The sequence below is a fragment of the Phenylobacterium sp. genome, from assembly GCF_036723115.1.
Lineage (GTDB): Bacteria > Pseudomonadota > Alphaproteobacteria > Caulobacterales > Caulobacteraceae > Phenylobacterium.
This window is the reverse complement of record NZ_DAIMHV010000084.1, coordinates 1-12,572: the sequence shown is the minus strand read 5'-3', so window position 1 is coordinate 12,572 and position 12,572 is coordinate 1. Positions and strand designations below refer to the sequence as shown.

Annotated in this window: 15 protein-coding genes; all 15 read right to left on the bottom strand. The window is 66.4% G+C overall.

The genetic code is table 11. The features are described from left to right. The coding region (locus tag V7D28_RS09870; protein WP_333587213.1) for a proton-conducting transporter transmembrane domain-containing protein at nucleotides 1-700 on the bottom strand (700 nt) is incomplete at its 3' end. Between the two features lie 18 nt (nucleotides 701-718). Continuing rightward, a complete protein-coding gene (nuoL, locus tag V7D28_RS09865) occupies nucleotides 719-2,776 on the bottom strand; it encodes an NADH-quinone oxidoreductase subunit L (protein ID WP_333587212.1) in 2,058 nt (685 codons plus the stop codon). 7 nt (nucleotides 2,777-2,783) lie between these two features. After that, nucleotides 2,784-3,092 carry an NADH-quinone oxidoreductase subunit NuoK gene (gene nuoK, locus V7D28_RS09860; protein WP_333587211.1) on the bottom strand — a complete coding sequence of 103 codons (309 nt, stop codon included), beginning with the start codon at nucleotides 3,090-3,092 and terminating at the stop codon, nucleotides 2,784-2,786. Next, nucleotides 3,089-3,706, bottom strand: a complete 618-nt coding sequence (locus V7D28_RS09855) for an NADH-quinone oxidoreductase subunit J (RefSeq protein ID WP_333587210.1) — start codon at nucleotides 3,704-3,706, stop codon at nucleotides 3,089-3,091. Before V7D28_RS09855 ends, nuoK begins: the two co-directional genes overlap by 4 nt. Nucleotides 3,707-3,811: 105 nt before the next feature. Beyond that, nucleotides 3,812-4,309, bottom strand: coding sequence for an NADH-quinone oxidoreductase subunit NuoI (nuoI, locus tag V7D28_RS09850; RefSeq protein WP_333587209.1), 498 nt, complete (start codon nucleotides 4,307-4,309; stop codon nucleotides 3,812-3,814). Then, nucleotides 4,309-5,394, bottom strand: coding sequence for an NADH-quinone oxidoreductase subunit NuoH (nuoH, locus tag V7D28_RS09845; RefSeq protein WP_333587208.1), 1,086 nt, complete (start codon nucleotides 5,392-5,394; stop codon nucleotides 4,309-4,311). The genes nuoI and nuoH overlap by 1 nt, the downstream gene beginning before the upstream one ends. Before the next feature lie 3 nt (nucleotides 5,395-5,397). Beyond that, nucleotides 5,398-7,437, bottom strand: coding sequence for an NADH-quinone oxidoreductase subunit NuoG (gene nuoG, locus V7D28_RS09840; RefSeq protein WP_333587207.1), 2,040 nt, complete (start codon nucleotides 7,435-7,437; stop codon nucleotides 5,398-5,400). Between the two features lie 5 nt (nucleotides 7,438-7,442). Beyond that, nucleotides 7,443-8,759 carry an NADH-quinone oxidoreductase subunit NuoF gene (gene nuoF, locus V7D28_RS09835; RefSeq protein WP_333587206.1) on the bottom strand — a complete coding sequence of 439 codons (1,317 nt, stop codon included), beginning with the start codon at nucleotides 8,757-8,759 and terminating at the stop codon, nucleotides 7,443-7,445. 5 nt (nucleotides 8,760-8,764) lie between these two features. Further along, on the bottom strand, nucleotides 8,765-8,974 hold the full coding sequence (locus V7D28_RS09830; protein WP_333587205.1) for a hypothetical protein: 210 nt from the start codon (nucleotides 8,972-8,974) through the stop codon (nucleotides 8,765-8,767). Then, nucleotides 8,971-9,654, bottom strand: a complete 684-nt coding sequence (gene nuoE / locus V7D28_RS09825; RefSeq protein ID WP_333587204.1) for an NADH-quinone oxidoreductase subunit NuoE — start codon at nucleotides 9,652-9,654, stop codon at nucleotides 8,971-8,973. Before nuoE ends, V7D28_RS09830 begins: the two co-directional genes overlap by 4 nt. 7 nt (nucleotides 9,655-9,661) lie before the next feature. After that, entirely contained in the window at nucleotides 9,662-10,012 is a 351-nt protein-coding gene (locus V7D28_RS09820; RefSeq protein WP_333587203.1) for a nuclear transport factor 2 family protein, read from the bottom strand. Beyond that, complete coding sequence (locus V7D28_RS09815; protein WP_333587202.1) at nucleotides 10,009-11,244, bottom strand: NADH-quinone oxidoreductase subunit D; 1,236 nt, start codon at nucleotides 11,242-11,244, stop codon at nucleotides 10,009-10,011. Before V7D28_RS09815 ends, V7D28_RS09820 begins: the two co-directional genes overlap by 4 nt. After that, nucleotides 11,241-11,870 (bottom strand): NADH-quinone oxidoreductase subunit C, encoded by a 630-nt coding sequence (locus V7D28_RS09810; protein WP_333587201.1) that lies wholly within the window; start codon nucleotides 11,868-11,870, stop codon nucleotides 11,241-11,243. Before V7D28_RS09810 ends, V7D28_RS09815 begins: the two co-directional genes overlap by 4 nt. Next, nucleotides 11,867-12,448 (bottom strand): NuoB/complex I 20 kDa subunit family protein, encoded by a 582-nt coding sequence (locus tag V7D28_RS09805; protein WP_333587200.1) that lies wholly within the window; start codon nucleotides 12,446-12,448, stop codon nucleotides 11,867-11,869. The genes V7D28_RS09810 and V7D28_RS09805 overlap by 4 nt, the downstream gene beginning before the upstream one ends. Beyond that, the coding region (gene ndhC / locus V7D28_RS09800) for an NADH-quinone oxidoreductase subunit A (RefSeq protein WP_333587214.1) at nucleotides 12,418-12,572 on the bottom strand (155 nt) is incomplete at its 5' end. The genes V7D28_RS09805 and ndhC, both read right to left, overlap by 31 nt.

Below are 12,572 nucleotides of genomic sequence, written 5' to 3'. Positions count from 1 at the left end.
GCCAGGTGTGCACCGGCCACATGGGCATCTTCACCGCGAAGGAGGCGAAGAAGGCCAGCCACAGCCAAGTCTGAATTCCCTCGCCGAACTCATAGGTCATGAGTTCCGGGATGGAGGACGTGCCGGTGATGCCGATCATGGCCAGAACCGCGGCCAGCATCAGGACCGAGCCCAGCAGGGTGTAGAGGAAGAACTTGAAGGCCGCATAGACCCGGTTCTTGCCGCCCCAGACCCCGATGATCAGGAACATCGGCGCCAGGCCGAATTCGAAGAAGACGTAGAAGAGGATCAGGTCCAGCGCGCAGAACACGCCGATGACCAGGGTCTCGAGCGCCAGGAAGGCGATCAGATATTCCTCGACCCGATGCTCGATGGAGCGCCAGGAGGCGGCGATGCACAGGGGCATCAGGAAGGCCGTCAGAACCACGAACAGCACCGAGATGCCGTCCACCCCCATCCGGTAGTGGAGACCGCCGAACCAGGCGAAGTCCTCCAGGAACTGGAAGTCGGCCGTCTCGGTGTCGAAATTGGCCAGCATCACCAGCGACAGGGCGAAGGTGGCCAGGGTGGTGACGAAGGCGATCCACTTGGCCGTCTCGGCCGAGCGCGCGCCGCCCGCCGGCGCGGTCAGGCGCAGGGCGAGGATCGCAGCCACGCCCAGCAGGGGCGCATAGGTGATGAGCGAGAGAATGCCGGTCATGACGTAATCCCCCGCCCCTTAGGCCGCCCAGGCGTAGAGGGCGAAGGACAGCAGTCCCGCCACGCCGAGCAGCATCACAAACGCATAGTGGTAGACGAAGCCGGTCTGGAGCCGCCCGGTGCGCTTGCCGAGCGCATTGGACACCGCCGCCACCCCATTGGGGCCGAGGCCGTCCACGATCTTCTGGTCGCCCACCTTCCAGAAGAGGTCGCCCAGCGCCCGCGCGCCGCGGACGAAGGTGGCGTTGTAGAGCTCGTCGAAGAACCACTTGTTGTACAGGAAGGTCCAGACCGGCCCCTGGCGCGCGGCCAGGCGGGCGCCGAGCCCTTCCTTGAGCACATAGATGTAGAAGGCGGTCGCAAGACCGATCATCGACACCACCAGCGGCGCCCACAGCACCCAGGTCGGCGCGTGATGGGCATGTTCGAGCACATGGTTGGCCGCGCCGGTGAAGATGGCGCCGCGCCAGAACTCGCCCTCGTCGTGGCCGACGAAGAACTCGGCGAACACGAAGCCCGCCGCCACCGCCCCGATGGACAGCAGCAGGAGAGGAACCACCATCACCCAGGGGCTCTCATGGGGCTTGTGGTCGTGATGGTGGCCATGGTCGTGGGCGTCCGGCAGAGGCTCGTCGTGAGTCTCGTGCTGGGCCGGGGCATAGGCGTGATCATCGTGCGGCTCGTGGCCCCACTTGGCGTGACCGTGGAAGGTCATGAAGGCTAGGCGCCAGGAATAGTAGGCCGTCAGGCCCGCGGCGAAGAGGCCGACCACGAAGGCGAAGGCGGCCAGGCCGTTCTCCTGCCCCGCGGCCCAGGCGGACTCGATGATGATGTCCTTGGAGTAGAAGCCGGCGAAGCCCAGGTGCAGGCTCGGAATGCCGAAGCCGGTGATGGCCAGGGTGCCGATGACCATCACCGCATAGGTGAGGGGCATGAGCTTCCACAGGGCGCCCATCTTCCGCATGTCCTGCTCGTGGTGCATGCCGTGGATCACCGAGCCGGCGCCCAGGAACAGCAGGGCCTTGAAGAAGGCGTGGGTGAACAGGTGGAACATGGCCGCCTGATAGGCGCCGACGCCGGCGGCGAAGAACATGTAGCCCAGCTGCGAGCAGGTCGAATAGGCGATGACCCGCTTGATGTCGTTCTGGGCCAGGCCCACCGTCGCGGCGAAGAGGGCCGTGACCGCGCCCACCAGGGTGACGATCTGCTTGGTCACCGGGGCGTATTCGAACATGGGCGACAGCAGGCAGACCATGTAGACGCCGGCCGTCACCATGGTGGCGGCGTGAATGAGGGCCGAGACCGGGGTCGGGCCTTCCATGGCGTCCGGCAGCCAGGTGTGCAGGAAGAACTGGGCCGACTTGCCCATGGCGCCGATGAACAGCAGGGCGCAGGCCAGATCCACCGCATGCCAGGTCTGGCCGGCGAACGACCAGCCCGTGGCGGCGAACTCTTCCACACGGGGGAAGATCTCGGCGAACTCGATGGTGCCGAACATCCAGAAGACGGTCATGATGCCGAGCGCGAAGCCGAAGTCGCCCACCCGGTTGACCACGAAGGCCTTGATGGAGGCGGCGTTGGCCGTGGGCTTCTTGAACCAGAAGCCGATGAGCAGGTAGCTCGCCAGTCCCACCCCTTCCCAGCCGAAGAAGAGCTGCATGAAGTCGGCGGCCGTCACCAGGGCCAGCATGGCGAAGGTGAACAGGGACAGATAGGCGAAGAAGCGCGGCCGGGAGTCGTCCTCGGCCATGTAGCCCCAGGAATAGACGTGCACGAGGGCCGAGACCGTCGTCACGACGATCAGCATGACCGCCGACAGTCCGTCGATCCGGATGGACCAGGCCGACTGGAAGTCGCCCACATTGATGAAGGGCAGCAGGGTCAGGGTGAAGGCTTCGAGCCCGCCCCAGGTCCACTGGACGAAGATGGTCCAGGACAGCAGGCAGGACAGGATGAGCAGGCCGGTGGTCACCGCCTGGGAGGCGACGTCGCCGATCCGCCGGCCGAAAAGGCCCGCGACCAGGGCGCCCAGCAGGGGCGCGAAAACCAGGGTGACGGCGATGGACTGAGGGGTCATGGCTCCGTCAGCCTTTCATCATCGAAGCATCGTCCACGGCGATGCCGCCGCGGTTACGGAAGAAGGTGACCAGGATCGCCAGACCGACGGCGGCCTCGGCCGCGGCCACGGTGAGCACGAACATGGCGAAGATCTGCCCCACCACATTGTGCAGATAGGCCGAGAAGGCGACGAGGTTGATGTTCACCGCCAGCAGGATCAGCTCGATCGACATCAGGATGACGATGACGTTCCGGCGGTTCACGAAGATGCCGAAGACGCCGATGGTGAACAGAATGGCGGCGACCGCCAGATAGTGACTGAGCCCGATGGTCATTCGCCCATCCCCTCGCCCGGCTTGATCTGAACGGTGCGCATGCCGGTGGCCGGGCTGCGGGCCACCTGGTCGGCGATGTTCTGGCGGCGGACGCCAGGCTTGTGGCGCAGGGTCAGCACGATGGCGCCGATCATGGCCACCAGCAGCACGAGCCCCGCCGCCTGGAAGAAGTAGACATAGTCGGTGTAGAGCACCTGGCCGATCGTCTCGGTGTTGGAGAGATCGCCGGCCCGCGCCATGGGCTCGGTCTGGCCCCGCGCCGCCCCGCCCGTGGCCACCGAGGTGGCGACCACGATCATCTCGATGGCCAGAATGCCAGCCACCAGACCGCCGATGGGCATGTACTGGGCGAAGCCGGACTTGAGCGCCCCGAAGTCCACATCCAGCATCATGACGACGAACAGGAAGAGGACGGCGACGGCGCCCACATAGACCACCACCAGCAGCATGGCGAGGAACTCCGCGCCCAGCAGCAGGAAGAGCCCCGCCGCCGAGAAGAAGGCGAGGATCAGGAACAGCACCGAGTGCACGGGGTTTCTGGCGGTCACCACGGCAAAGGCCGAGCCGATGGTGACTATCGCCAGCAGATAGAATGCGATCGCCTGCAAGGCCATGACGGCTCTACTTTCGCCCCTTACTTCATGCCCGCGCCGACGTTTCAGGCCCAGCGGCCCGGTCGGATGCGGACGTCCAATTCGCCCCGGAATCGCGCCCGTCTCTTATCGGTAGGGCGCGTCGAGTTCCAGATTCTTCGCGATCTCCCGCTCCCAACGGTCCCCGTTATCGAGCAGGCGTTCCTTGTCGTAATACAGCTCTTCCCGCGTCTCGGTGGCGAACTCCAGGTTCGGCCCCTCGACGATGGCGTCCACCGGGCAGGCTTCCTGGCACAGGCCGCAATAGATGCACTTCACCATGTCGATGTCGTAGCGGGTCGTGCGGCGGCTGCCGTCGGCGCGGGGCTCGGCCTCGATGGTGATGGCCTGGGCGGGGCAGACGGCCTCGCAGAGCTTGCAGGCGATGCACCGCTCTTCCCCGTTGGGATAGCGCCGCAGGGCGTGTTCGCCGCGGAAGCGGGGCGACTGCGGATTGCGCTCATTGGGATAGAGCACGGTGGCCTTGGGGCGCATCATGTACTTCATGCCCAGGCCAAAGGCCCCGATGAAGTCCATGAGGGCCGCGCCCTTCACGGCCTGGCTGACGCGGGCGGAAAAGCTCATCAGATCGCTCCCTGGGCCGGACCGAACACGCGCCACGCCGCGATGATCACCACGGCCACGAGGGAGGTCGGCAGGAAAACCTTCCACCCCAGACGCATCAGCTGGTCATAGCGATAGCGGGGGACGATCGCCTTCACCATGGCGATCAGGAAGAAGAAGAAGACGGTCTTGGCGAAGAACCACATGAAGCCGAAGAAGCTCTGGGCCGTCGCCGGCCAGCTCTCGACAAAGGGCGTCGGGAACGGGGCCTGCCATCCGCCGAAGAAGAGGATGGTGATCAGGGCGCACATCAGGACGATGTTGGCGTACTCGCCGATCATGAACAGCAGATAGGGGGTGGAGGAATATTCCACCTGATAGCCGGCCACGAGCTCCGACTCCGCCTCGGGCAGGTCGAAGGGCGGACGATTGGTCTCGGCCAAGGCCGAGATGAAGAACACCACCGCCATGGGGATCATGACCAGCGCCATGGGCAGGTTCACCAGCCCGCCGCCGAACACGTTCCAGTTCCAGAAGCCGCCGCCCTGCTGCTCGACGATGGACTGCAGGTTCATGGTTCCGGCCAGCAGGATCACGGTGACGATCACGAAGCCGATGGAGACTTCGTAGCTGACCATCTGGGCGGCCGAACGCAGGCTGCCCAGGAAGGGGTATTTCGAGTTGGACGCCCAGCCGCCCATGATGATGCCGTAGACGCCCAGCGAGCTGATCGCCAGCAGGTAGAGCACGCCCACATTGATGTCCGACACCACCCAGCCCGGCGCCAGCGGCACCACGGCCCAGGCCGCAAAGGCCAGGATGAAGCTGATCAGGGGGGCCAGGATGAAGACCACCTTGTCGGCCCCGTCGGGGATGACGATCTCCTTCAGCACGAACTTGAAGAAGTCGGCGAAGGACTGCAGCAGGCCGAAGGGACCCACCACATTGGGGCCTTTGCGCATCTGCACGCCGGCCCAGATCTTGCGGTCAGCCAGCAGCAGGAAGGCCAGCGACAGCAGGATCCAGATCATCACGGCCAGGATCTGGCCGACCGTGATCAGGGTCCAGCCCCCCGGCGTGGCCCAGAAATTGGTGGTCGCGTCCATGCCCTACTCCGCGGCGATCTTGTCGGCGCCGGAGACCAGAGCCTGGCACTCGGCCATGGTCACGCTGGCGCGCGCGATGGGATTGGTCAGGTAGAAGGCCTTGATCGGGCTGGCGAACGGCGCGTCCGACAGCGCCCCCTCCCCGCCCAGGGCGGCCAGGTCCAGGGCCCCCGGCGCGTCGGGCACATAGTCGATGCGGCCGAAGGTGGGATGGTCGGCGAACAGCTTGGCGCGCAGCTGATCCAGGCTGTCATAGGGCAGCTTGGCGTCCAGATGCTCCGAGAGGGCGCGCAGGATGGCCCAGTCTTCCCGGGCCTCGCCCTTGGGGAAGACCGCCCGGGCGCCGCGTTGCACCCGGCCCTCGGTGTTCACATAGAGGCCGTTCTTCTCGGTATAGGCCGCGCCCGGCAGGATCACGTCGGCCCGGTGCGCGCCGGCGTCCCCATGGCTGCCCATATAGACGACGAAGGCGTCGGTGGCCGACAGATCCATCTCGTCGGCGCCCATGAGGAACAGCAGGTCCGCGCCCCCCTTGGCCACAAGGTCCAGGGCGCTGCGGCCGCCCTCGCCAGGCACGAAGCCCAGGTCGAGACCGCCCACCCGGGCGGCGGCGGTGTGCAGCACGTTCCAGGACGCGCCGAAGGTCTTGGCCACGCCGGCGGCGGCCTTGACCACAGCGGCGCCGTCGGCCCGCGACAGGGCGCCTGCGCCCACGATCACCGCGACCTTGCCGGACGCCTTGAACGCCTTGGCGAAATCCCCGCGGGACTTGGCCAGGGCCGTCAGGCTCTCAGGGCCCGCGCCCAGATAGTCATAGCCATAGGTCAGGTCGGCCTGCTCGCCGATGACGCCCACGCGCAGGGCGCCGGCCAGCCAGCGCTTGCGCAGACGGGCGTTGAACACCGGGGCTTCAAGGCGGGGATTGGTCCCCACCAGCAGGATGACCTCAGCCTCTTCGATCCCGGCCAGAGTGGCGTTGAACAGCCAGCTCTCGCGCGGACCATCACCCAGGGCCATGCCGTCCTGACGGCAGTCCAGGCTGGCGACGCCCAGGCCGCCGAACAGGTCCAGGGCCGCCTTCATGGACTCCGCGTCCTGAAGGTCGCCGGCGATCACGCCGATGCGGTCGGCGGACGTCGCCTTGATCCGGGCCGCCACGGTCTGCAGGGCTTCGGGCCAGGTCGCGGCGCGCAGCTTGCCGTTCTCACGCACGTAGGGGCGGTCCAGGCGCTGGCGGGACAGGCCGTCCACCGCATAGCGGGTCTTGTCGCTGATCCACTCTTCGTTGACGTCGTCATTGATGCGCGGCAGCACGCGCAGCACGGCCGGGCCGCGGGCGTCCACCCGGATCGCCGAGCCGAGCGCGTCCATGACGTCCACGCTTTCGGTCTTCTTCAGCTCCCAGGGACGGGCGTTGAAGGCGTAAGGCTTGGAGGTCAGGGCGCCCACCGGGCACAGATCGATGACGTTGGCGCTCAGCTCAGACGTGACGGCCGCGTCGAGATAGGTCGTGATTTCAACATCTTCCCCGCGGGAGATGAGACCGATCTCCGGCACGCCGGCCACTTCGGTGACGAAGCGGACGCAGCGGGTGCATTGGATGCAGCGGGTCATCACCGTCTTGATGAGCGGACCCATGAACTTCTCTTCGACCGCCCGCTTGTTCTCGGCATAGCGGGAATCGTCGCGGCCATAGCCCATGGCCTGGTCCTGCAGGTCGCACTCCCCGCCCTGGTCGCAGATCGGGCAGTCCAGGGGGTGGTTGATGAGCAGGAACTCCATCACCCCGTGCCGGGCCTTCCGCACCATGGGGGTGTCGGTGAAGATCTCCTGCCCTTCGGCGGCCGGCAGGGCGCAAGAGGCCTGCGGCTTGGGGGGACCGGGCTTCACCTCCACCAGGCACATGCGGCAGTTGCCGGCGATGGACAGGCGTTCGTGGTAGCAGAAGCGCGGGATTTCCTTGCCCGCCAGCTCGGCCACCTGAAGGACGGTCATGCCGGGTTCGAACTCGACCTCGACGCCGTCAACCTTGGCTATCGGCATTCGTCTTACTCCGCGGCCACGAGCGTGGCGCCCTGCACATGCGGGCGTCCGGCGCGGTACCTGGTGATGCGGTCTTCCACCTCATGGCGGAAGTGGCGGAAAAGGCCCTGGATCGGCCATGCGGCGGCGTCGCCGAGGCCGCAGATGGTGTGGCCCTCCACCTGGGAGGCCACGTCGAGCAGCAGGTCGATCTCCGACATCTCGGCTTCGCCGGTGACCATCCGCTCCATCACCCGCCACATCCAGCCGGTGCCTTCACGGCAGGGCGTGCACTGGCCGCAGCTCTCGTGCTTGTAGAAGTAGGCGAGCCGGGCGATGGACTTCACCACGTCGGCGTCCTTGTCCATGACGATGACCGCCGCCGTACCCAGGCCCGAGCGCATCTCGCGCAGGGAGTCGAAGTCCATGAGGGCGCTCTCGGCCATCTCGGCGGTGATCATCGGCACCGACGATCCCCCCGGAATCACAGCCTTCAGATTGCCCCAGCCGCCGCGCACGCCGCCGCAGTGATCCTCCAGCAGCTGGCGCAGGGGGATGGACATGGTCTCTTCCACCACGCACGGCTTGTTCACATGGCCGGAGATGGCCATCAGCTTGGTGCCGGTGTTGTTGGGACGACCAAAGCCCGCGAACCAATCGGCCCCCCGGCGCAGGATCGTGCCCACGGTGGCGATGGTCTCGACATTGTTGATGGTGGTCGGGCAGCCATAGATGCCCGCGCCGGCCGGGAACGGCGGCTTCAGGCGGGGTTGGCCCTTCTTGCCCTCCAGGCTTTCCATCAGGGCGGTCTCGTCGCCGCAGATATAGGCCCCGCCCCCGTGCGTCACATAGAGGTCGAAGTCCCAGCCGTGGACATTGTCCTTGCCGATCAGCCGGGCCTCATAGGCCTGCTTGATCGCCGCCTCCAGGCGCTCGCGCTCGAAGACATACTCGCCGCGGATATAGATGTAGCAGGCGTGCGCTCGGATCGCGTAGCTGGCGATCAGGCAGCCCTCGATCAGCAGGTGCGGATCATTGCGCAGGATTTCGCGGTCCTTGCAGGTGCCCGGCTCGGACTCATCGGCGTTGACCACCAGATAATGCGGCCGCTCGCTCTCCTGCTTGGGCATGAAGGTCCACTTCAGGCCCGTGCCGAAGCCCGCCCCGCCCCGGCCGCGCAGGCCGGAATTCTTGATCTGGTCGCAGATCCACTCCGGCGTCTGGGACAGCATGTCCCGCGTCGCGTTCCAGGCGCCGCGGCGCTTGGCGCCCTCCAGGCCGAAGTCGTGCAGGCCATAGAGGTTGGTGAAGATCCGGTCCTTGTCTGCGAGAATCCCGACCACGCCCCTCAAACTCCTTCTTTCGCGCGCCGGAAGGCGGCGATGAAACCGATCTGCGCCGCAAAGCCCGCGGCGAGCGCCAGGCCGAAGATCGCAAACAGCCAGTCCTGGCCAGTGACGAACGCGCCCGCGACTGCGGCGATGGCCACGGCCAGGCAACCCCCGTTGATCACCGCCATGCGCAGGAACCGCGCCTTGATCTTCGCCTCGTCGTTCAAGACGCAGGCTCCGCCTTGGCCTTCTTCGCCGGCTCGGCGTTGGGCAGCTTCTTGATCGGCTTGGCGGCCGTGCCGTCATAGAGGGAGGCGTCCTGCAGGACGAGCGGCCCGCCCTCGGGCGCCGAACCCTGGCGGCCGGCCGAAGAGCCCGGCGCCGGCGCCTTGCCCGCGGCGAAGTCGTCCAGCAGAGCCTCGAAGCTCTCGGGCGTGAGGTCTTCGTAGTAATAGTCGTTGATGGCGGCCATGGGCGCATTGGCGCAGGCCCCCAGGCACTCGACTTCCTGCCAGTAGAACTTGCCGTCGGCCGAGAGGTGGTCCTTGGCTCCGATCTTGCGCTTGCAGACCGCCATCAGGCTCTCGGAACCGCGAAGCTGGCACGGCGTGGTGCCGCACACCTGGACCAGGGCGACGCTGCCCACCGGCTCCAGCATGAACATGGTGTAGAAGGTGGCCACTTCCAGCACCCGGATGCGGGCCATGCCCAGCATCTCGGCCACGTGGCGAATGGCGGGCTCCGACACCCAGCCTTCCTGCTTCTGGACGAGCCAGAGCAGCGGAATCACCGCCGACTGCTGGCGCCCGGCGGGAAACTTCGAAATCCACCACTGAGCCTTTTCGAGGCTCTCCTTGGAGAAGGCGAAGCTGGCGGGCTGGTTGGGCGAAAGACGACGGACGCTCACTTGCCCCTCACTTCACGAAGTCGATGCGGGCGATCTTGCCGTCCGCAATGGTGTAGATGGCCGCCACCTCGAAGCTCACCGGCCCCGGCTGGCGATAGACCCGTTCGTGGTCGATGACGCGCTCGCCGATGACGATCCGGTGGGCCAGCTCAGCGCGGTTCTGCGGATGCTCGGCGAACAAGGCCACGTGCCGGGCGCGGAACGCCTCCAGCCCCTGGACCGTCACCGCCCCGTTGAAGTCGGCCACGACCAGGTCGTCGGCGAAGAAGCCGCACAGGGCCTCCACGTCCTGGGCGTTGTAGGCCTCAAGCTGGCCCTGGGCCAGGTCGGCGGGGGTGAGCCGGGTCGTCGTCGTCACCGGTCGATCTCCCCGAACACGATGTCCAGCGAGCCCAGAATGGCCGAGACGTCTGCCAGCATGTGGCCGCGGTTCATCCAGTCCATGGCCTGCAGGTGGGGATAGCCCGGCGCGCGGATCTTGCACTTGTAGGGCTTGTTCGTCCCGTCGGAGACTAGGAAGACCCCGAACTCCCCCTTGGGCGCCTCCACCGCGGCATAGACCTCGCCGGGTGGGGTCCGGTAGCCCTCGGTGAAGAGCTTGAAGTGGTGGATCAGCGCCTCCATGGAGCGCTTCATCTCGCCCCGGCGCGGCGCGGCGATCTTGTTGTCCTCGTTGAGGACAGGGCCCGGAGTCCGCGCCAGACGCTCGCAGCACTGCTTCATGATCCGGATCGACTGGCGCATCTCTTCCATGCGCACCAGATAGCGGTCGTAGCAGTCGCCGTTGACGCCCAGGGGAATGTCGAACTCGAGATCGTTGTAGCACTCGTAGGGCTGGTTGCGGCGCAGGTCCCAGGCGATCCCCGAACCGCGCACCATCACCCCGGAAAAGCCCCAGGCCAGGGCCTCTTCCTTGGTCACCACGCCGATGTCGACATTGCGCTGCTTGAAGATGCGGTTGCCGGTGATCAGGGCGTCGATCTCGGCCAGGGCCTTGGGGAAGGCGTCGCACCAGGCGTCGATGTCGGCGATCAGTTCCGGCGGCAGGTCCTGACGCACCCCGCCCACGCGGAAGTAGTTGGCATGGAGCCGCGCGCCCGAGGCCCGCTCATAGAAGACCATCAGCTTTTCGCGCTGCTCGAACCCCCAGAGCGGCGGGGTCAGCGCGCCCACGTCCATGGCCTGGGTGGTGACGTTCAGCAGGTGGTTCAGAATGCGGCCGATCTCGGAATAGAGCACCCGGATCAGCTGGCCGCGGATCGGAACCTCCACCCCCATGAGCTTTTCGATGGCGAGCACATAGGCGTGCTCCTGGTTCATCGGGGCCACATAGTCGAGGCGGTCGAAATAGGGGATGGTCTGCTGATAGGGCCTGGCCTCCATCAGCTTTTCCGTGCCCCGGTGCAGCAGGCCCACATGGGGGTCCACCCGCTCCACCACTTCGCCGTCCAGCTCAAGGATCAGGCGCAGCACCCCGTGCGCCGCCGGATGCTGGGGGCCGAAATTGATGGTGAACTTGCGCAGCTCGGTTTCGCCGCCCGGGGTGTGGGCCAGCTGGGTCTCGCTGCTGGGAATGACGTCTCCGGTCATGCCTTGGGCTCCGCCTTCTCGTCGCCCGGCAGGGCCGCGAAGCCCCGTTCGGCGCCTTCCCAGGGGCTGAGAAAATCCCAGTTCCGCCATTCGGTCATCTTGATGGGCTCATAGACGACGCGCTTGAGCTCGTCGTCATAGCGCAGCTCCACATAGCCGCTCATGGGGAAGTCCTTGCGGAGCGGATGGCCGTGGAAGCCGTAGTCGGTGAGGATCCGGCGCAGGTCCGGATGTCCGTCGAAGAACACCCCGTACATGTCGAAGGCTTCGCGCTCATACCAGTTGGCGCAAGGATAGACAGGCGTGACGGTGGGCACCGCGGTGTCCTCGTCGGTGACCAGCTTCACCCGGACCCGGAGGTTCCTGGACATCGACAGCAGGTGATAGACCACGTCGAAACGCTGGGCGCGCTCGGGATAGTCCACCGCCGTCAGGTCGACCAGAACCTCGAAGCGGCAGTCAGGGTGATCGCGCAGGAAGGTCAGGGCCTCGACGATCCGCGGCAGGGGCGCCGACAGAGTCAGTTCGTCATAGGCCACATGGGCGCCGTTCAGCGCCCCGGCGCTGTTGGCGACCATCTGCTGGCCCAGGGCGGCCAGATCGGCGGCGGAGACCGGCCAGCTCATCGTTCGATCGTCCCGGTGCGGCGGATCTTCTTCTGCAGCTGAAGCACCCCATAGAGCAGGGCCTCGGCCGTGGGCGGGCAGCCCGGGACATAGATGTCCACCGGCACGATCCGGTCGCAGCCGCGCACCACCGAATAGCTGAAATAGTAGTAGCCGCCGCCATTGGCGCAGGAGCCCATGGAGATGACGTAGCGGGGGTCCGGCATCTGGTCGTAGACCTTGCGCAGGGCCGGAGCCATCTTGTTGCACAGGGTGCCGGCCACGATCATCACGTCCGACTGGCGCGGACTGGCGCGCGGCGCAAATCCGTACCGCTCCAGGTCATAGCGCGGCATGGAGGCCTGCATCATCTCCACGGCGCAGCAGGCCAGGCCGAAGGTCATCCACATGAGCGAGCCGGTGCGCGCCCAGGTGATCAGGTCGTCGAGGCCGGCGGTGACGAAGCCCTTGTCGGCCAGGTTCTGGGACACGCCGTCGAAGAACGGGTCGTGCTTCTTCGGGTCGTAGCCCTCGACCGTGGTTCGGCCGGCCTCGCCCGCGGGAACGATCACTCCCATTCCAGGGCCCCCTTCTTCCATTCGTAGATGAAGCCCACGGTGAGCACGCCCAGGAAGGTCATCATCGACCAGAAGGCGAACTGCATCGCCTCCTGGGGCAGACCCATCAGGCTGACGGCCCAGGGGAACAGGAACGCGACCTCCA

Coding starts and splice junctions, on each gene's coding strand:
- nuoL (WP_333587212.1), bottom strand. CDS start 2,776: ATGACCCCTCAGTCCATCGCCGTCACCCTGGTTTTCGCGCCCCTGCTG.
- V7D28_RS09815 (WP_333587202.1), bottom strand. CDS start 11,244: ATGACCGGAGACGTCATTCCCAGCAGCGAGACCCAGCTGGCCCACACC.
- V7D28_RS09810 (WP_333587201.1), bottom strand. CDS start 11,870: ATGAGCTGGCCGGTCTCCGCCGCCGATCTGGCCGCCCTGGGCCAGCAG.
- nuoH (WP_333587208.1), bottom strand. CDS start 5,394: ATGGACGCGACCACCAATTTCTGGGCCACGCCGGGGGGCTGGACCCTG.
- nuoG (WP_333587207.1), bottom strand. CDS start 7,437: ATGCCGATAGCCAAGGTTGACGGCGTCGAGGTCGAGTTCGAACCCGGC.
- V7D28_RS09805 (WP_333587200.1), bottom strand. CDS start 12,448: ATGGAAGAAGGGGGCCCTGGAATGGGAGTGATCGTTCCCGCGGGCGAG.
- nuoK (WP_333587211.1), bottom strand. CDS start 3,092: ATGACCATCGGGCTCAGTCACTATCTGGCGGTCGCCGCCATTCTGTTC.
- V7D28_RS09855 (WP_333587210.1), bottom strand. CDS start 3,706: ATGGCCTTGCAGGCGATCGCATTCTATCTGCTGGCGATAGTCACCATC.
- nuoI (WP_333587209.1), bottom strand. CDS start 4,309: ATGAGCTTTTCCGCCCGCGTCAGCCAGGCCGTGAAGGGCGCGGCCCTC.